The sequence below is a fragment of the Flavobacterium sp. ov086 genome (assembly GCF_900187965.1).
GTDB lineage: Bacteria > Bacteroidota > Bacteroidia > Flavobacteriales > Flavobacteriaceae > Flavobacterium.
Genome location: NZ_FZNL01000020.1, coordinates 22,907 through 41,696 on the forward strand (window position 1 = coordinate 22,907; position 18,790 = coordinate 41,696).

Sequence of the window (18,790 nt, forward strand, 5' to 3'; positions counted from 1 at the left end):
AAAAGGCTGTCCGGAAATTGACAACCTTTAATGACTAATAAAATAAAAATAAAATTAAACTAATTATTCTCCGGTATATCCGGATCCATAATTACTTCAACGCTGCTGGAACTATCCAAGACATGCTTACTTAATTGCTGAATAGTTTTTTGATTAATTTTTGAAATTAAATTTTTATAATCAGAGTCCTGCATATTGGGTATTTGATTCATACTGATATTATAAATGATACTTCCCCAATAGGCGTTGGTCTTGATTGATTCTTCCCTGTTTTTTATAATGGCTTTTTTGATATCTTCCAAGTCACTGGCACTGGCTGGTTTTGATTTAAGATCGTCGAGTTCTTTGTAGACAATCTGCATTAGTTTGTGTTGTTTCTCTGGATTACAGTCAAAACTAAGGCTAAGATCATAACGGGAGCTAGGAAGTGTTTGTAGGCTTCCTTTAACAGTTACACCGTAACTTCCTCCTTCTTCCTCACGAATGGTCTGCAGAAAACGTTTTGATAACAGTTCTCCGATGATATACATTCCGATGGCATTTTCTTCACTATACTGTATTTTTCCCGTTAAATGTAAATAGGCAGTACTTTTAGGTGTTTGCATTTTGCGTTTAAAATGAACCACTGTTTTACCCTTTTTAGGCTCGAGATTATGATCTGTAAAGGATGAGGTGACCGTAAGATCAGACGGGATATTTCCAATGTATTTTTGTATTAATCCAAGAGCAGACTCCGGGATGTTTCCAACAAAAACAAAAGTGAAATTGGCAGCATTTCTAATGCGGTCTCTGTAGATTTTTTCTGCTTTTTGTAAATTGATATTCTCAAGGAATTTTTTATTAAAAATGAAGGTACGCGGGTTGTGATTTGAATTAGCCAAAGCTACAGTATCGTTAAATGCATTATCGTTATCCTCTTTGAGATTTTCCAAACGATTTTTATATTGTGTTTTTAAGATATCATAGATATTAACATCAAAACGGGGCGCTTGAAAAGAAAGATAAAGCAATTGTAGCATGGTCTCGAAATCTTGTCCATTTGAACTTCCCTGGAATCCTTGGGTGTTCTCTGTAATATAGGGACTTACTTTTGCTACTTTGCCAGTTAGTTTTTCCTTTAAAGCGGTTGTATCAAAATTACTAAGTCCGGAAGATCTTGCAAGGGTAGTTGCAATTTCAGCAGAGGCTAAATCTTCCTGTTTTACTAAAGATTTACCTCCTTTGCCAAAAGCGGTAAAAAGGACCTGATCTGGAGAATAATTTGTTGGAAGAATGATTATTTTAGCTCCATTCTCCAGTATATATCCTTTTGCATCGGCTAGCTCAGGGACGTTGAAATTTTCTTTAATTCTAACTGGCTTTAGCTCTTTTTGTATTAAAGGATCATTATTGACCTCTTTTTTATAAGGGGCTAAAGGCATCGTTTCTACCTTTTTCATCACATCGATAACGGCTTGTTTTGTAGGGAACTCATTTTTGTCTTTGTCAGAACCCGTAACTAAAACTACCTGATTAGTGTTTTGTTGTATTGTTTTTAGGTAGTTGTTTAATTCTTCTAATGATAAATTTTTTATAATTCCCACTACAAGATTATAATCATCCTCAGGACTAAGAAAAGGTTTTGCCTTTAAAAAGTACCCCGTTAGTTTATCGGCCCAGCTATCGCTGTCTACCTTGTCTTTATTTTTAAGAAAGTCATCATAAGAACTTATAAAATCTTTTTTAATACGGTCTAATTCTGCCGGAACTGCGCCGTATCTTTTCAAACGTTCCGCTTCGGTATAGACCTCTTCAAAAGACTCTAACAGCTGGTCTTTTTGAGCTGTAGCCGAGAGGTTGAAAGAGGTGTTTAATCTTGAAATCGGTTCAAAATAAGCTTTTAGATTCAGGCTTGATTTTTGATTTTTCAGCAATAGCTCTTTTAAGCGGCTGTTAAGTATACTGGTATAAAAAGAGTTCATTACATTTTTTCGGGTAAGGATTGAATCTTTAACCATTGGCTCATCGAGCACATATTGTAATGTGATCTGTGTATTTACTGCTTCTTTATCGCTTGCGGTTCCAAAATACAATTCATTATGTTTAGGGATATCGTAGTACTTGCGCGGCGTTGCTTTTTTTGCCAAAGGTATATTCGAGAATATGGTTTTAATCCTTTCCTCCATAGCTTTAACGTCAATATCTCCCACTATAATTACGGCTTGTAAATCAGGTCTGTACCATTTTTTATAGTAGTTTCTAAGTTCTGGATATTTGAAATTATTAATGATATTCAAATCACCAATAACATCTCGTTTACTGTATTTTGATCCTTTGTATAAGATTTGGTCCGTTTGGTTTTTTAAACGAAAACCGCTGGTTCTTCTTGTTCTCCATTCTTCTGTGATGACACCTCTTTCAGCATCAATTTCTTCGTTGCTAAGCGAAAGAGAGCCAGACCAATCGTGCAATACCCAAAGCGTAGAATCAATGAGTTTTTCATTGTTTACCGGAACACCACTGATATTATAAACGGTTTCATCCTGGGCGGTATAGGCGTTGATGTCTTTTCCAAAACTCACTCCGTTTTTTTCCAGCATTTTAATGATTCCTTTACCTTTAAAATGTTCTGTTCCGTTAAAGGCCATATGTTCGAGAAAATGAGCAAGTCCATTTTGGTTGTCTTCTTCTAATATGGCACCCACATTTTGAACAAAATAAAAACTCGCCCTGTCCTTTGGTTCCTCGTTATGGAGAATGTAATACGTTAATCCGTTTTTAAGTTTGCCTGTAGTAACATTTTTATCTAAGGCAATGGTGGTTTTGAACTGAGAAAACATAACGTGACAAGATAAGATCATCATCGCGTTTATGATTTGCTTTTTATGTGAATTATACATGTTTCTTGTATTTGTTATCTTCTGTTTCTTCTAATGAGTATAAAAGCTCCACTTAGGATGATCAGTAAAGGGAAAATGCCAATGAATATAATTTTACTGAAAAAAATCTGGTTTGCATTTACTGTTATAAGGTTGTCAACACTTTTGGGACGTGTTGTATCAATTGGAAACTCGTAATTACTGAACCATCTAAAAATGTCGGTAACAAATTGAAAGGTACCCGAACCGCCACGGCTGAGTTCAGCATTCCCCATTAAATCAGCGTCCCCTGAAAGAATTATTTTCTGCGTTTTTCCTTTAATATTTCTAGTGAGCGCAGTCACGAGTGGGACCCCAGTTAAAGAGGATTCTTTTTTGAGTTCTTCAGGTATGGTATTAATACCCAAAGGCGCTTCCCAGGCGGGTAAATTATTGGTTTGTAATAATGTTGTTACTTTAAAATTGGTTATCGAATCGATTTTAATTCCACTGGCACCTAAAAGCGGAATCGGATTATCATTTTTATTTAATTTTATGATGCTTGTATCGATGGCTTTTGCCATTTGGGTTACCAAATAATCAGGGGCATTTTCTGCACTTTGCTGTACTATGGATTGTTTGGTAAAACTAACGCCTAATTTTTGTGTGATCTTTGCCAAAGCGCTGTTGGTTTCAGGTTCTGCCAGAATCATTACGTTTTTTCCCTGATCAATATAGTTGTTGATACGATTAATTGCCCCTTGACTTAATTCCGTTTTAGGGTCAGCGATAATTAAAACAGAGGTCTCCTCAGGAATATTCTGTGCATTGATATCTATTGAGGAAACATCAAATCCCTGATTGATTAAAGAATATCGGAACGATATTTCATTAAAGCCTGTCTTATAGTTTTTATCTCCCTTTTTATCTATACTGCGCTCCATATTTCCTGTGGCAAACACAATTTGTACAGGAGACACAACAAGGCGTTTTAATGAGGCAGAAATTTCTTTTTCCATTGGTATTTTAAACATATCGTCAAAAATCCTCAGGAATGTTTTCTTACCATTGTACTCAACGATTCTCACGACTCTGTTTTGTTCCGGTTTTAAATTGATTATTTTGCTGATTTCTGCCGGTGTATATAATTTTTTTAGCTTTAGGTCTTGTGTTTCCACCATTTTCTGAGCAAGCTGTTTGTCATTTAATCCCGGATTTTGATTGTATAGTTCGACATTATTGGAACTATCATAATAATACACATAATCCATTTTAATTTGAGGCAGAAAACGCGAGTACTTTTCAAAACTTGAAATATCCTGGTTCTGCGAGACTGGAAGCCCTAAAAAATAGTTTACATCCAAGAGGTTAACATAGGTAGTTATGGTTATTGGCCCCTCTATTTTTTTTACGACTTCAAGGCTGTTTTGTGTGAGTGTTCTGCTTTTTGTATGGGTCATATCACAATAAAAAGTCAGCGGGGCCCTTGAGGTTATATAGCCCAGTGCCAAAACCAAACTTACCAGGGCCGTATATTTTAAAACACGTTTAGAAGTGGTCTGTGCATCTCTTCCGGTTTGCAGTTTATAAATGCTCAGTCCAATGAAAAGACTGCTTACCAAAATAAAATAAAATACATCTTTACTTATGATAAGTCCTTCGATCATTTCGTTAGCACGACCGGCAATAGAAAGGAAATAAGTAATATCTTTTACATAATCGACACCCTGCCATAAGGTTCCAATGAAATTTAAACCCGCCAAAACAACCAAAGTACTGATTGCCGCTACGACTTGATAGGAGGTAAGACAAGACATGAAAAGCCCTATTGCGGCATAGGTACAAATTAATAAATACAATCCAATAAGGCCCGAGAGAACAAATTTTATGTCTAAGTTGTCAATAGAGAAGTAGGCATAAAGTGCCAGAATGCCCAGAATACCCATAAATAAAAGACAATAACTGGCAATGGCTAAAAACTTTCCCAGTACAATATCTTTAATTTTTATAGGAGAAGAGAGTAAGAGTTTGATTGAACCACTGTTTATTTCTCGGCTTATCAGTCCCATTGTCAAAAGTGGGACATAGAGGTATAAATAATTTTGCATCTCAGTGTAGAGCCCGCTAAAACCTGAAAAAACAGTCTGTGATAAATTCTCTAAGGTCATCCCCAGTTTTTGGGCTTTTTCGAAACGTTCGATCGAATCGAAGAATTTCCAGCTCGACTGGATGGAAAAAATAACTAAAACTACCCATGCAACAGGGGAGTAAAACATGGTGCTCAGTTCTGTTTTAGCTAATCTATATATTGTTTTCATTTATTTTTTTTTAGAGTAGAGTTTTTAGAAGGTGCTTTTTTAGATAATTGTGCAAAAATTTCATCCAGAGATACTTTTTCGAATTGAATTTCACGCAACTTCCAGTTGTTATAAACACTAAGGGCTACTATTTTTTCAGCAATTTCCTGTGTACCGGTAAAGGTGATCTGTATTTTATTTGAAGTAAGAAATACAGCATCTGTAACTTCAGGGATATCTCTTATTGTTCTGATCTGAGGAGGGGCTTCAAATCTTACCGTTAGTGTATTTGCCTGAATATAATTATTAAAAGCCTCAAGGGTATCGGCAAAAACCATATGTCCATTTTCAATCATTCTGATATCCTGGCACGTAGCCTGAACCTCAGAGAGAATATGCGAGGAGAATATTACGGCTTTATCTTTAGAGATTTTTTTAATTAAGTTTCGAACTTCTAATATCTGATTGGGATCCAATCCGTTGGTTGGCTCATCGAGTACCACTAGTTTTGGCTCATGAATAATTGCCTGGGCAATACCTACACGTTGCCTGTAACCTCCTGAGAGGTTTCTAATGAGACGGTTGCTAAAATGTGCAATTCCACATTGCTCTTTTGCTTTTTCAACGGCATATTTTAAATCTTCTTTTTTTACAAGACGTAATTGGGCACAGTGAATTAAATATTCATTTACAGTTAAATCCAGATGTAAAGGCGGTGTTTGCGGTAAAAAACCAATAAGTTTTTTAGCCTCTACCGGATTTTCCTTTAAATTAATTCCATCGATAAAAATATTGCCTTTGGTTTGGTTTAAAACCCCGCACAGAATATTCATCGTTGTAGATTTTCCTGCTCCGTTTGATCCTAATAATCCTAATATTCTATTTTCTTTGATTTCAAAACTTATATTTTGTATTGCCCAATCCTTGCTGTATTGATGTGACAAATCCTCAACTCTTACAATTGTTGTTTCCATAGTGAATTTTAAAACCTCAAGAATGTTTTTTCACTGAAAAAACATTCTTGGGTTATTTTTTATTTAGTATCCTGTATTTTGGCGCAAAAAGGGATTAGAACGTATAGCAGCATCGGGTATAGGGTACAGACTGTCTGTGGCGCTCCATACTTTACCCGGTACTGTTGCAAGTACCTGATCTATTGTACCGCTTCTTTTAAGATCCAGCCATCTATGGCCAAACTCGGCAAAAAGCTCACGTTGTCTCTCAGTGGCAATTAAGACTAATAATTGATCTGGGCTTGCCTGGGTAGTTGAAGGTAATAAAGCCCTGTTGCGGATTACATTGATATCTTGTTGGGCTCCGGTAATATCATTTAATTTCACCCTGGCCTCTGCTCTTATCAGGTAAAGCTCTGCTAAGCGCAGGACTGTTGAGCGTTCTACTGGGGCTGAATCATAAGCATTTTTGTATTTTCTAGGAGCTAAATAAGTATTTCCATCTTCGGCTTCTATACTCATAGTCCAGTTGTCTTTTCTGGCATCACCTTCTTCAAAGAGCGTATTTCCGTTTCTTAGTAAATAGGTTCCTGCATCTGTAAATACAACACTTCCTTCGTATGAATAATCTACATTAAAATAAGGTATTTGCCATATAGCCTCATCATTATCGGCAACAAAGGGACTGTTAGTGTCTGTTAGCCCGGTAATCATTTTATAAGTTCCACTCTGGCTGATAACGGCTGAGGCACTAGTTGCGGCATCACTCCATTTACCAAGATAAAGATTTACTCTGGCCAGTAAAGTTTCTGCAGCCCATTTGGTAGCTCTGATTCTTTGTGATTTATAATTGTCATAATCATCAGGAAGGTCAGCGGAGGCCTCTTTCAGATCCGTTACAATCTGATTGTAAACCTCAGTTTGAATTGTGCGTGGAGCCAGTGCACTTTGATCTACATTTGTAGTTAAAATCAAAGGAACATCTCCCCATAAATTAGTCAGATAAAAATAGCAGTAGGCTCTTAGGAATTTACCCTCAGCAATCCACTGTTTGCTTTTAACGGCGCTGAGTGTTTTACTCTGGCTAACTCCCTCAATAACACTATTGGCATTGTAGATGGTTTTGTAAAAACTGCCCCACATCGTATTGATGTTTCCGTCTTCTGAAGGGATTTCATTTGAGGTGTAGACTTCAGAGAGAAGTGAACTAGGGAGTAGCTCATCTGAGGTTTGCCCCAGAACAGTATGTAAAGAGGCGTAATAGGTGTCGGTTACCATACTTTGATAAATTCCGTTTACAGCAGCTTCAGCAGTAGGATCAGAAGCATATACAGTTGAGGAAGATAATTCATTACTAGGAAGGTCAACCTCAAGCATAGAATCGCAGCTTGTAAGCCCTGCCAAAAGTAAAAACGACAAGATAAATTTATATGTTATATAATTATTTTTCATGTTCTTTTAGATTTAAAATGTAAACTGAGTTCCAAGGGTTATTGTGCGCATTGGAGGTAAAACGATACCTTGAGTTTCCGGGTCAAAACCTTTATATTTTGTAAAAGTCACTAAGTTTTGTCCTTGCAGGGAAAGTCGAACGTTTTGGATGAAATTACGAGTAGTTTGATCCAGGGGAATGGTATAAGAGGCACTTACATTTTTTAATTTGATGTAAGAAGCATCAACTATAGTAGCGTTTGATCCGGCGTAGTTTGCAAAACTAGGAAGGTAGTTTGACTGCAGGGTATGACCTTGGGCCAGGTATTCATTATATTCATCCACCTGATAATTGGCAATACCATATGGATATCCTGGCTGTAGAGCAGTAAATGACATTAGGTTTCTGCCGTTTTGTTTTACAAATTGGAATAAAAAGTCCAAAGAGAATGCTTTATAACTGATTGAGTTTTGCAATCCTCCATAGTATTTAGGATAAGAAGCTCCAAAATATTGGCGGTCCCCATTTCCTGTCTGAGCAAAACCCGAAGAGATTCTTCCATCACCATTAGCATCTGTAAATTGCGAAACGCCATTGGCATTAACCCCGGTGTAATTGTACAAATAGATACTGCTTAGTGGATTTCCGACAACATAAGTAGTGTAATAACTTGAGTTTTCAATGTTATTAAATGATAACAGTTTATTGGAATTGGTTGAAATATTAAAAGAAGTACTCCAGTTTAGGTTTTTAGTGTGAACATTGGTTGTATTTAGGGTAAACTCCCATCCTTTGTTTTCAACTTCCGCTGCTAAATTTGCCTGATAAGAAGTAAATCCTGCCTGTGGGCTAAGGGTTGCGTTGACCAACTGATTTCCTGATAAATTTCTATAGTAGGCAGCGCTAAAGGAAATACGGTCGTTTAAAAAACCAAAATCTAATGCGGCTTCGAATTTCTTGGTTACTTCCCATTGATAGTTTGGGTTAGCAATTCTGGTTGCCTGCATCGATGCATTTCCAACCCCGTAGGTACTTGTTGAATAGGTATTAGCGTAACCGTAATCTCCTATGGCATCACTTCCCACTTCTCCGTAGCTTGAGCGAAGCTTCCCAAAACTAAGCCAAGAGTTTCCTTTTAAAAAGTCTTCTTCTGTAAAGACCCAAGCAGCACCTACTGAACCAAAATTCCCATAGCGGTTGTTGGCTCCAAAGCGTGATGAACCATCTCTTCTGAAATTGACATTAAGAATGTACTTGTTTAAAATATTATAATTTACCCTACTAAAAATAGAGGCATATTTATATTCAGAAGAACCATTATAAGCAGTAACATTAGTTGCTGTACCCATAATACCAATGAGGTTGTCTGAGCTATATCCCGAGGAACTTACATAAGAAGGCATTTCGGATTTTCTATTCTGCCAAGAACCACCAACTAAAGCGGTAAGATTACCTTTCCATAAGGCAGTGGTATAGTTTAATTGAGGATCGATGGTGAAGTTATTGGTATTGTTGGTGGAAACCGTATAGCTTCTGGAGAAGTCAAGATCAATACCAAAGTTTTCATAATAGACATGATTCATTCCTGAGGCTGGCAAAATTTGTTTGGATATCATTTGCGCTCTTCCGTATCCAAGATCGGTTTTAAAAGAGAAGCCTTTGGCTATTTGATATTGAATACTAAAACTGGTAATTAAATTATTGCCTTTGTCTTCTACACTTCTGCTCAAAGCACCTATAGGGTTGATGTCTGTAAAATAGGTAGGGGACCAGTATAATGTTCCGTCTTCATTGTAAATGGGACGATTAGGAGCAGTGCTTACGGCATAATTGGTCATATCAAAGAACGGCAGCTTGTTTTGATCGGTTGAAAATATCACTGAGGCTCCTAGTTTTAGTTTTTTATTTAAGGTACTGTGGTTGATATTAAAGTTGGTAGAGAATTTATTATAACCAAAATCTCCGGGTAAAACGGTTGTTTCTTTGTGATAAGCAGCGCTTAAAAGAAAATTAGTAGTTTCACTTCCGCCTTTTAAACTCGCAGAGAAATCATTAAAGTTAGCAGCCCCACCAATTAATTTTTCCTGCCAGTTGGTTTGAGCCGTTTGATCCCACTGAGTAAGAGCGATTCCATTGCTGAAATTACTAGGGCTGGCTTTACTATTAGTTAAGGCTGTACTTAACATATTGAGATAGGTTGGGGTGTCAAGTGTTTTTATCTGATGAGCTACTTCTGATATTCCTGAATTGGTATTGATGGTAAAAACTGTTTTTCCTGATTCTCCCTTTTTGGTGGTAATAAGCACTACACCATTGGCACCTCTTGACCCATAGATTGCAGTAGCATCGGCATCTTTTAAGATTTCAATACTCTCGATATCATTGGGATTTAAAATATTAAGAGGACTTGTAGATTTTTGAGCTCCTCTTATGATTTGATCCGATTGAACCTGCTCCTTTATATCATCCCCTATATATGGGACACCGTCTACAACATAAAGAGGTAAATTATCTCCCGCAATAGAATTTCTTCCACGAATACTAATATTGATATTGCTTCCTGCATAACCTGAGGTCTGGGAAACAAATACTCCGGGAGTTCTTCCCTGAAGACTTTGCAGGATGTTGGTTATAGGCTGTTTTTCAATATCGCTTGAAGTGATTTTAGTTACAGATCCGGTAGAGGTTCTTTTGGTTGTTGTACCGTAACCGATGATCACAACCTCATCTAATTTAGCTAAATCAGACTGCAATTTGATGGTGATGCTTGTTTGATTCTCAATTGTGACTTCCTGGGTTTTGTATCCCAGATACGACACTTTTAGAACGTGTTTTCCAGAAGGCAGGTCCAGGTAAAAGTGTCCATCGAAATCAGAAACGCCCTGTTTATTACTTCCAACAAGCAAAATAGACACACCAGGTAATGGATTTCCATTTTCATCTAAAATTTGTCCGGTGAGTGTGCGCTCATTCTCTGATAAATTTTCTGCTTTTGATAAACCAGAGGATGTGCTGGCTTCTTGTTTTTTGTAGATCACAACATTCTTATCCACCTGTCTGTATGCCAGATTACTTCCCTGTAATACAGTGGTCAAGATTTCACTTACACTCCTAAAGCCTTTGGGTGTATTTATTTTCGGAAAATCTTTTATAAGCTGCGGCTGGTAAGCAAAGAGTAATCCGGTTTTTTTCTCAATGCTTTTAAAGAGCGTTTTTATATCCTGATTGTGAAGTTCCACATCAACGGATATTGTTTCAAGACTCTGGCCACTCATTTCATTGGCGAAAACCATATGGGTGCCGCAGGTCAGTAAGAAAAGGTGGAATAAACTGATTCGCATGATCTTTAGAGTTTTTTTTGAAAGACGGAATAAAGAAGTTTTCTTTTCCCTTTCAAACGTGGTTGTTTTACAGCGTAATTTCATAAATTTGCATGTTTTTTAATGGTTACTAGGATTAATTATTAAGATTCACTGCCATCTGGTGTCGGAGCCAGGTGGCAATTTTTTTGGTATTCGTTTTTTTACTGACAACCTTTTCCTTCCAGGACAATAGAGCCATTTGAGTTATAATGGTAATTTGCCTCGATAACACTGCATACTACCTTAAGAATATGCTCAAGATCTTCATCGTTTAGGAAACTGGCTGTTATTCTACAATTTTTAATATCTTGATTTGAAAGTGTAATAGAGACTTTGTATTTTTGGGATATAAGAGAAGTGGCTTCTTCCATGTTGATATTGTCAAGAATCAGGTAGTTACTTTTCCATGCTGTTGCAATTTCAACCTTAACCTTCTTTTGTTCAAAGTCCAGCGTGTTCTTATTTACCGTAATTTGCTCGTTAGGGGTAATCACACCGTATATTTTCTGGGTATCTCCAACTTGTACTTTTCCACGTTCTACGGTAACTTTGATCTTATCGGATTCTCCATAGGCATTTATATTAAAAGCTGTACCCAAAACTTTGGTACTTACTTTTCCAGTGTGTACAATAAATGGCTTTTTCTCATTTCGTTTAATATCAAAATAAGCTTCTCCTAAGAGGGTAACTTCTCTGATTGTATCATTAAAAGCTTTTTGATCGTACTCAATACTACTGTTATCATTAAGAATGATAGTACTTCCATCGGGCAGATGTATAACTTGTTTTCCGTTAAATGCAAGTATGTCTTTTTTAGCAATTGTATTTTCCTTAATGGTTATACTTGGAAGGGAGGACTGCTCTTTATAAAAAAAGACACTGCCAAGGGCTATCAGCACTGTAATAGTTGCAGCGGCATAGATAAAATACAAAGATGATTTTCTTTTTTTCCTTTTTTGCTGTATGGAAATTATTGGAGGTATAGCTGTAGGTTGAGATAAAATTTGCTTTAGGATGTGCTCATCTTTTTGCTGGTCAATGCTATCGGTGGCTACATTTTCTTGTAATAAGGCATAAATTTTTTCTTTTATAAAATCATCATGCTCGTCGGATTTTATCTCCTGCATGAGTCGATTTAGTTCTGCTTGGGAAAGGGTATTTTGCAGATAACCTTCAACTAATTTTTCGAATATTTCTTTTTTCATCTCCTTATAATTACTTTTTTAAAACTTAGTTTGAGCGATTTAATTGAAAAAAAACGAGCAATATTTACTGTATCGTTTTAAATATTAATGTTTCAATTAAGGGCGCTTTATTAGGTAGACTATAAAAAAGTAAAAACGGAGTAGTTAGAAGTTAAAAAAAAGTAAATAAATTTTAAAATAAAAGATAGTGTACTGGTAGTTAAGGTTTTGAAAAGTTAATTTTGTGTAAAAAAATACCCTAAAAGGATAAAGCTAATGTGGTTGGTAAGCTTAATTCGGATAAATTTTAAGGCTAGTGCTAGATGTTTTTTAGCGGTCGTTGCCGAGATGTTAAGAAGTTCTCCTATTTGCTGGTAATTTAGGTCTTCCTCTTTGGCCATTCGATATACTTTTTGCTGTTGGGGAGGAAGTTGTTTAATTATTTCATTTAAAAGCGACGTAAATTCTTCTTCCTCTAAAGGGGCATCTGTATGGTCAAATGAAATATCAGTATAATTAAATTTACTTTTTAAAGTAGTTTCTTTGGCAATTTGTTTTAGCATACTAAAAATATGATTGCGGGCTACAACAAAAATGTAACTTTCAAAATGAGCAATATCGGTTAACGTTTCTTTTTTTAACCAAATTTTTAGAAATACATCTTGCACTACCTCTTCGGATAAGGTTCTTGATTTGGTTATTTTTAAGGCGCAGGAATAAACTACATTTTTATAGCGATTGTATAAGTCTGTAAAGGCCCGCTCGCTTCCTTTAGATAACTCATCTAGAAGTTGGTTTTGGTTAGAACTGGAATCTACAGACATTGGTTATTTAATTTTGTAAAAGGCTAATTAGGATATCATTTTTTGATTTCAGGTCTCTATAGTTATTTTTTGGTTCTATTTTTTTATTGATAATTCTTTTTGGTCACCTGCCAGGTAAATGGCCAAGACTACCAGATTCGTTTTTTCATTATTAGTACCTTTATGATAGATGTTATAAGACTCAGCAAAGCAGGTATTTTCCTTGTATTGTGTCACTTTGTGGTCCTCTGTTTCAACTGTCAGTGTACCTTCTAGGATATAGGAGAATACGGGAATCTCGTGCTTGTGCCAACCTGTGGTCTCTCCGGGAGGAAAGGTAATTTTCATCACACTTACCTTGGCATCTTTGACATTAGGATATTGAATTTTCTGGCCCATGCTGTTCAGGTCTGACTGTAATAGTTTTTCGATGATTAGTTTGTCGCTATATTGGGCTTTGGCACCAAAACTCAGCATTAAAAAAAGCGCTGGAAATAACTTGTGTGTCATGTTTGTAAGTTTTTAATTATGAATAGGTTATCAAAGGTCTTTTTTTACTTTGAAGGTTTTAAAGGTCTTTAATATTTTCAAAGATGAGAAAATCTCTGCCTTTGAAGTATTGAACTAATTTAAGATTTACTCTTAATCTATGTTAAGGTTGTTTATTGAACACCACTTAAGATTTTGTGAGATTTACTGAGCCAAAAATATAGGCTATGTTCTAAAAAAATACCCACTCTGTAGTAAAGCGGGTATCTTTTAGGATGTACTGGAAAGTAGGAAATTTTCAGTGGTCTAAATTTGTTTTCAGCCACAGGTTTACATCATCAAACATCTGCTTGTTTATTGTATGACCTTCATCGTAGGGATGAAAATCGGGTTTTATACCCTTTGACTCAAGATATGCCAGAGCATCAGTTGCAAATGGAAAATGAAGTACTGCATCTTGTTTGCCGTGTGAAATGAAAACCTTAAGTTTTTCAAGACGTTTTGGATCTGCAACAAGAGGCTTAACCTCGGGAAGTAGTCTGCCACTCATTACGGCAATCCCTTTAATTTTTTCAGGTTCGGTAAGTGCTACGCTGTAACTCATTATGCCTCCCTGACTAAAGCCCATCAAATAAACCTGTTTATCGTCAAAATCGTGTTCATTTTTAAGACTTTCAATAAAATTCAAAATACTTACTCTTGCCGCCTCGGCCTGTTGTTCATTGATTTGTGGATGTCCACTTGTAAAGTTTACCTGAAACCAGGCAAAACTCTCAGAGCCAAGGGTAAGGGGGCCACGTGCTGATACTACTAAAAAATTATCCGGGAGATCATTGGCAAAAGAAAAAAGGTTTTGCTCATTTCCTCCCACACCATGTAGTAGTAAAAGTAAAGGAGGGTGTGCTGTTTTGATCTTGGGCTGTCTTACCAGATAATGTAATGTTGTTTTTTCTTTGCTGGAATTCATAATTGTAAAGCTAAAGATTGAAATTAAAATAAGGATACCAATGGATATCCATAAAGATGTATTGCGGATCATGCCTTGTCTATTTTTACAGAGAGCATATTGAGTGATCCCGCGACTATGGCATCATTAAAAACAGTTGCTTTTTCATCTTTTTCACGAAGTGCTAAGGTGTAGAGCAGTGGAATATAATGTTCCGGAGTAGGTACGGCAAGCTGGAATTCACGACCTTGTTTATCAAAATCGATAAGAGATTGATGGTCCCCTTCGATAATCATTTTTTTCATTTTTTCATTGGCAATATGTGCCCATTCGAATGCATATCCCGGGGTCATCATTTTATCCCATGCTGCGAGTTGCAGATTGTGCACAGAGTTACCGCTTCCTACAATAAGAACGCCTTTGTGTCTTAATGCGGCAAGTTCTTTTGCAAGTTCATAATGATAAGAAGCAGGCTGGGTATAATCAATACTCATTTCGACCACTGGAATATCAGCGTTGGGATACAGGAATTTTATCACCGACCAACAGCCGTGATCAAGCCCCCATTCATTACTTAGTCCAACAGAAGTAGAAGTTATGAGCTGCTGCGTTTCCAGGGCAAGTTCAGGACTTCCAGGTGCTGGATATTGAACATCAAAGAGCTTTTGTGGGAAGCCACCAAAATCATGGATAGTTTGGGGCTTTTGCATTGCTGTGACAAAAGTTCCTTTGGTTTCCCAGTGTGCCGATATACAAAGAATAGCCCTTGGTTTTGGTAATGTTTTTGCGATTTGCTCAAACCCTTGGGTAAAACTATTATCGGCAAGAGCATTCATGGGATTCCCATGCCCGAGAAAAAGAACCGGCATTCGCTCTGTTGCACCAAAAGCATCGGTTGCTGTTTTAAGGGAGCTGAGCTGCATTGCTGCAGCTCCCAATGGTAAAATGGCCATGGTTTTAAGAAAATTTTTTCTGTCCATTTTTCACCTTATTTATTTGCCTAATATCTGATCCATATAGGATTTATTATCCCAGAAAAGATATTCTTCCTGCATTACACCATTTTCCCAAACTCCAATGGTTGCCATCGGAAGCTTGAATTTTTTACCTGTAGGCTGTATAAAAGTACCATCTCCTGCGGGCATAGGGGCTGTGAAAGTACCTTCCATGTAACCCATTACAGCGGTAAGATTGCCTGAACCGATTTTATATGGGTGTTCTTTAATACGGGTGTCAGGAGCATAGACAAACATAGCATCAAGAGTTTTGATATGCTGTTCCAAACCTACCTCAGTATGACCGTCAGGAAAATGTACTTTAATGTTCTTTGCATGACTCTCGTGCAAACGTTTCCAATCACGGTTACTAAAGACCGTATAATCTAAAGTGTCAAAAGTTTCAAGGTGTTTGGCTACTTGAGCATTGGCAGCTGTAAGTTCCTTAATTTGTTTTACCAAATCAGCCTTATCTTCTTTTTTTTGTGCAAAAACACTAGTGCTTAGAGCTGTAAATACTAGTACTGCACCTACTAATTGTTTTGAAATTGAATTTTTCATAATGTATCATTTTTTTATTAATGCAAAATTGCAATTATTGGAAAGAGTAACGGTAACGCTTTTGGGAAGAATGGTTGTGTTTTTAGGAAAGAAGTTTCTGCATTTCTTCTCTAAACTCAGTGGGAGTGAGTCCCGCTTTACGTTTGAAGGCATGTGTGAAATAAGTTTTTTCATTAAATCCTAATTCATAACCTATTTCAGCTACATTTTTATCGGTGGAGATCAGTAGGTTTTTGGCCTGGGTAAGCTTTCGTATTTCGATAATTTCAGAAACGCTTTGCTGGAGGATATTCTGGCAGATAAGATTTAGATTTCTGGTGGTCATAAAAAGGCGGTCAGCATAAAAATTGACATCTTTTGCTTCTGTATAATGTTCTTCTAAAAGTCTTAGGAAATTTTTAAAAGTTGTACCTTGTATCTTCTTAGACTCATCATCATTCAAATTGAGCTTTCGCCTTTCTGATTCCACGATGGTAAAAAGGGCACTTAATAATTGCCTGATTACGGCAAAGTCAGGAGCATCTTGTTGGTATTCATCAAAGATTATTTTACAGATGGTGTCTAATTTGTTAAAACAGATATTGCTTTGCATTGAAATATTGGCCTTTTCGTGGAATGATGCATAAAGACTGAAGGTAGTCTCTGCAATAAATTCACTTTTGAATCTCAGTACCCACATATCGCACTGGTTGTCCTTTACAAGGGGCCTTACTCGATGAATTTTTCCCTGTGTTACAAAACTAATAAAAGGGGCATCCATCAAACGGGATTTAAAATCGATAAAATGTTCAAGCTGGCCTTTTCCACCTATGATTAATTCTTCAAAATTATGGGCATGGGGCTCATTTACAGAATGCATGATTTTCTGGGATTCTGCAGCAGTAATACGAAACATATTAAATATTTCAGTCATAGTATGCTTTTTAAGAGTAGGTTAAAGGTAATTTTTTTTTAGATAGATCGCATAAAAGCAGCACTGTAAAGCGTGGTGAGCAAAGTGTACTATTGGGATTAAGAATTATGTTATAAAATTATAAAATTATAAGATTGCGAATGCTTAATATAGATTAAGAAGTAGTATTGAACTAGATTAAGAGTATTTCTTAAACTCGTTTATAAGTGGCATGAGCAGTTTTGTTGCAATTTTGTATCACAGAATAATCATTATAAAGACAATGATCAGCTGTAAAATTAAAGTCAAACATTTAAATAAGAAAAACATGCCACACGTAGTTGTAAAATTGTATCCCGGAACTTCTGAGGAACAAAAAGAAAAAATAGCACAAGAAATAACTCAGGTAATCATGAAAGGTGCCAACAAACCCGAGGCAGCTGTTTCTGTTGCTATCCTTGAGGTAGCCGAAGATATATGGATGCAGGAGGTATACGATAAAGAAATAAAGCCTAATATGGAAAAGCTTTATAAAAAGCCAGGGTATTAAATACCTGTTTGTACAAAGGTTTAATTAAACGAGCCATAAAGATATGAATTATCAAAAAGAAAAAGAAGCTGTAAGTGCAGTATTGGGTGATTTTGCCCAAGCATTAAATACAGGCCAGTCGATAGCTATCCCGGAGTTTTTTGCTCAGGATGGTGTATTTATACCCGAGGGTATGAAAACGATTCTTGGACGAGATCAATTAGGGAAAACTGATAAAGGTTATCTCAGACGATCTGATTTTAAAATTAGCTATACTCTTAAGGACATTACAATAGACGGTCAATATGCTTTTGTAGAAGCCCTGGCTACTACAACGGAAAAACGGGTTTCGGATTTAAAGCTTGAAAAGAAAACCAGCACGGATTTTTTTGTTCTTAAATTCACAGAAGAACATTGGAAAATTTACCGTTATGTTTTTAATAATGTTCGTTATGCGTAGCTAATTAAAATAAAGGGCGAATGAAGGCAGTTGTATTACAAAAGGCAGGAGGGGCTGAAAACTTTTCCCTTGAAGAGCGAGCGATTCCTATCCCAGGAAAGGGACAGGTCCTGATAAGAGTCAGGGCCTTTGGGCTGAATCGTTCCGAACTAATGACCCGAAAAGGGTTGTCACCGGATGTTGTTTTACCCAGAGTACTAGGTATTGAATGTGTTGGAGAAGTAGAAGAAGATCCAGAGGGCAACTTTGTAAGAGGGCAAAAAATTGCCGCTTTTATGGGAGGAATGGGGCGTGATTATGACGGCAGTTATGCCCAGTATACGGTTGTTCCTGCGGCTATTCTAATTGCTTTTGATAGTACACTTTCCTGGGGCACACTTGGAGCTCTGCCTGAAATGTTTCAAACAGCATATGGATCACTTCATCGGGCTCTTCATATCAATGTAGGGGAAACACTGCTGATCAGAGGCGGTACATCCTCTGTAGGTCTGTTGGCGATACAATTGGCCAGAGAAGCCGGGCTTTTTGTGATTGCAACCACCCGAAGTGAAAGTAAAAAGGCTTTACTACTGGCAAATGGTGCTGATGAGGTTTTGATCGATAATGGTAGTCTTGCTGAGATTCTCGAAAAAAGATTTCAATTTAAGTTCGATAAGGTTTTAGAATTAATAGGAACCTCTACACTAAGAGATTCACTTCAATGCACAATGCCAGGAGGAAGTGTCTGTATGACTGGTATGTTATCCGAAGAGTGGTCTATTGCTGATTTTGCTCCTATGGAGTACATTCCAGCAGCTGTAAATCTTACGGTTTATGATAGTGGACAGATTCGTATAGGGGGAGAATTCTTTCAGAAATTTGTTAAGGATATTGAAAAAGGATTCCTAAAGCCAGCCATAAAACGTATCTTTAATCTTGATGAAATAGTTGAAGCACACCGTTTTATGGAAAGCAGTTCAGGCGGAGGTAAAATAGTAGTACTGCCTTAGTAAGGCTTACATAAGTTCAAAGTTCAGGTTTTTCCTTTGGGATTGATCTGACTTTTTGTGT

General features: G+C 36.8%; 15 protein-coding genes. 3 read left to right on the top strand and 12 right to left on the bottom strand.

The features are described from left to right. Positions 1 to 59: 59 nt before the first annotated feature. The 12 genes from CHB81_RS19520 to CHB81_RS19575 form a co-directional block, all read right to left on the bottom strand. A complete protein-coding gene (locus CHB81_RS19520; RefSeq protein WP_089353520.1) occupies positions 60 to 2,879 on the bottom strand; it encodes a pitrilysin family protein in 2,820 nt (939 codons plus the stop codon). Positions 2,880 to 2,893: 14 nt separating this feature from the next. After that, positions 2,894 to 5,155, bottom strand: a complete 2,262-nt coding sequence (locus tag CHB81_RS19525; RefSeq protein WP_089353521.1) for a Gldg family protein — start codon at positions 5,153 to 5,155, stop codon at positions 2,894 to 2,896. Next, positions 5,152 to 6,108, bottom strand: coding sequence for an ABC transporter ATP-binding protein (locus tag CHB81_RS19530; RefSeq protein ID WP_089353522.1), 957 nt, complete (start codon positions 6,106 to 6,108; stop codon positions 5,152 to 5,154). Before CHB81_RS19530 ends, CHB81_RS19525 begins: the two co-directional genes overlap by 4 nt. A gap of 63 nt (positions 6,109 to 6,171) precedes the next feature. Then, a complete protein-coding gene (locus CHB81_RS19535) occupies positions 6,172 to 7,539 on the bottom strand; it encodes a RagB/SusD family nutrient uptake outer membrane protein (RefSeq protein ID WP_089353523.1) in 1,368 nt (455 codons plus the stop codon). A gap of 12 nt (positions 7,540 to 7,551) precedes the next feature. Further along, positions 7,552 to 10,860 carry a TonB-dependent receptor gene (locus CHB81_RS19540; RefSeq protein ID WP_158283884.1) on the bottom strand — a complete coding sequence of 1,103 codons (3,309 nt, stop codon included), beginning with the start codon at positions 10,858 to 10,860 and terminating at the stop codon, positions 7,552 to 7,554. A 182-nt stretch (positions 10,861 to 11,042) separates the two neighbouring features. Next, entirely contained in the window at positions 11,043 to 12,086 is a 1,044-nt protein-coding gene (locus CHB81_RS19545; protein ID WP_089353525.1) for a FecR family protein, read from the bottom strand. Between the two features lie 215 nt (positions 12,087 to 12,301). Then, positions 12,302 to 12,889, bottom strand: a complete 588-nt coding sequence (locus CHB81_RS19550; protein ID WP_089353526.1) for an RNA polymerase sigma factor — start codon at positions 12,887 to 12,889, stop codon at positions 12,302 to 12,304. Between the two features lie 75 nt (positions 12,890 to 12,964). Continuing rightward, positions 12,965 to 13,378 carry a cupin domain-containing protein gene (locus tag CHB81_RS19555; RefSeq protein ID WP_089353527.1) on the bottom strand — a complete coding sequence of 138 codons (414 nt, stop codon included), beginning with the start codon at positions 13,376 to 13,378 and terminating at the stop codon, positions 12,965 to 12,967. A gap of 277 nt (positions 13,379 to 13,655) precedes the next feature. After that, on the bottom strand, positions 13,656 to 14,396 hold the full coding sequence (locus tag CHB81_RS19560; RefSeq protein WP_176427554.1) for an alpha/beta hydrolase: 741 nt from the start codon (positions 14,394 to 14,396) through the stop codon (positions 13,656 to 13,658). After that, complete coding sequence (gene ygiD / locus CHB81_RS19565) at positions 14,393 to 15,283, bottom strand: 4,5-DOPA dioxygenase extradiol (RefSeq protein ID WP_176427555.1); 891 nt, start codon at positions 15,281 to 15,283, stop codon at positions 14,393 to 14,395. Before ygiD ends, CHB81_RS19560 begins: the two co-directional genes overlap by 4 nt. Positions 15,284 to 15,295: 12 nt before the next feature. Further along, positions 15,296 to 15,859, bottom strand: coding sequence for an ester cyclase (locus tag CHB81_RS19570; protein ID WP_089353528.1), 564 nt, complete (start codon positions 15,857 to 15,859; stop codon positions 15,296 to 15,298). Between the two features lie 82 nt (positions 15,860 to 15,941). Then, positions 15,942 to 16,772 carry an AraC family transcriptional regulator gene (locus tag CHB81_RS19575; protein WP_089353529.1) on the bottom strand — a complete coding sequence of 277 codons (831 nt, stop codon included), beginning with the start codon at positions 16,770 to 16,772 and terminating at the stop codon, positions 15,942 to 15,944. Between the two features lie 307 nt (positions 16,773 to 17,079). On the opposite strand from CHB81_RS19575, the gene CHB81_RS19580 reads away from it, so the two are divergent. The 3 genes from CHB81_RS19580 to CHB81_RS19590 are packed head-to-tail and all read left to right on the top strand — an operon-like array spanning position 17,080 to position 18,729. Continuing rightward, a complete protein-coding gene (locus tag CHB81_RS19580; RefSeq protein WP_089353612.1) occupies positions 17,080 to 17,301 on the top strand; it encodes a tautomerase family protein in 222 nt (73 codons plus the stop codon). Between the two features lie 43 nt (positions 17,302 to 17,344). Then, positions 17,345 to 17,740 carry a nuclear transport factor 2 family protein gene (locus tag CHB81_RS19585; protein ID WP_089353530.1) on the top strand — a complete coding sequence of 132 codons (396 nt, stop codon included), beginning with the start codon at positions 17,345 to 17,347 and terminating at the stop codon, positions 17,738 to 17,740. A gap of 20 nt (positions 17,741 to 17,760) precedes the next feature. Then, on the top strand, positions 17,761 to 18,729 hold the full coding sequence (locus CHB81_RS19590; RefSeq protein ID WP_089353531.1) for a zinc-binding alcohol dehydrogenase family protein: 969 nt from the start codon (positions 17,761 to 17,763) through the stop codon (positions 18,727 to 18,729). The last annotated feature ends 61 nt before the right edge of the window (positions 18,730 to 18,790 follow it).

Bases quoted from the DNA above. Each gene is read 5' to 3' on its own strand.
- CHB81_RS19585 (WP_089353530.1), top strand. From the start codon at position 17,345: ATGAATTATCAAAAAGAAAAAGAAGCTGTAAGTGCAGTATTGGGTGAT.
- CHB81_RS19555 (WP_089353527.1), bottom strand. From the start codon at position 13,378: ATGACACACAAGTTATTTCCAGCGCTTTTTTTAATGCTGAGTTTTGGT.
- CHB81_RS19575 (WP_089353529.1), bottom strand. From the start codon at position 16,772: ATGACTGAAATATTTAATATGTTTCGTATTACTGCTGCAGAATCCCAG.
- CHB81_RS19590 (WP_089353531.1), top strand. From the start codon at position 17,761: ATGAAGGCAGTTGTATTACAAAAGGCAGGAGGGGCTGAAAACTTTTCC.
- CHB81_RS19520 (WP_089353520.1), bottom strand. From the start codon at position 2,879: ATGTATAATTCACATAAAAAGCAAATCATAAACGCGATGATGATCTTA.
- CHB81_RS19530 (WP_089353522.1), bottom strand. From the start codon at position 6,108: ATGGAAACAACAATTGTAAGAGTTGAGGATTTGTCACATCAATACAGC.
- ygiD (WP_176427555.1), bottom strand. From the start codon at position 15,283: ATGGACAGAAAAAATTTTCTTAAAACCATGGCCATTTTACCATTGGGA.
- CHB81_RS19580 (WP_089353612.1), top strand. From the start codon at position 17,080: ATGCCACACGTAGTTGTAAAATTGTATCCCGGAACTTCTGAGGAACAA.
- CHB81_RS19525 (WP_089353521.1), bottom strand. From the start codon at position 5,155: ATGAAAACAATATATAGATTAGCTAAAACAGAACTGAGCACCATGTTT.
- CHB81_RS19560 (WP_176427554.1), bottom strand. From the start codon at position 14,396: ATGATCCGCAATACATCTTTATGGATATCCATTGGTATCCTTATTTTA.
- CHB81_RS19540 (WP_158283884.1), bottom strand. From the start codon at position 10,860: ATGCGAATCAGTTTATTCCACCTTTTCTTACTGACCTGCGGCACCCAT.
- CHB81_RS19570 (WP_089353528.1), bottom strand. From the start codon at position 15,859: ATGAAAAATTCAATTTCAAAACAATTAGTAGGTGCAGTACTAGTATTT.
- CHB81_RS19550 (WP_089353526.1), bottom strand. From the start codon at position 12,889: ATGTCTGTAGATTCCAGTTCTAACCAAAACCAACTTCTAGATGAGTTA.
- CHB81_RS19545 (WP_089353525.1), bottom strand. From the start codon at position 12,086: ATGAAAAAAGAAATATTCGAAAAATTAGTTGAAGGTTATCTGCAAAAT.
- CHB81_RS19535 (WP_089353523.1), bottom strand. From the start codon at position 7,539: ATGAAAAATAATTATATAACATATAAATTTATCTTGTCGTTTTTACTT.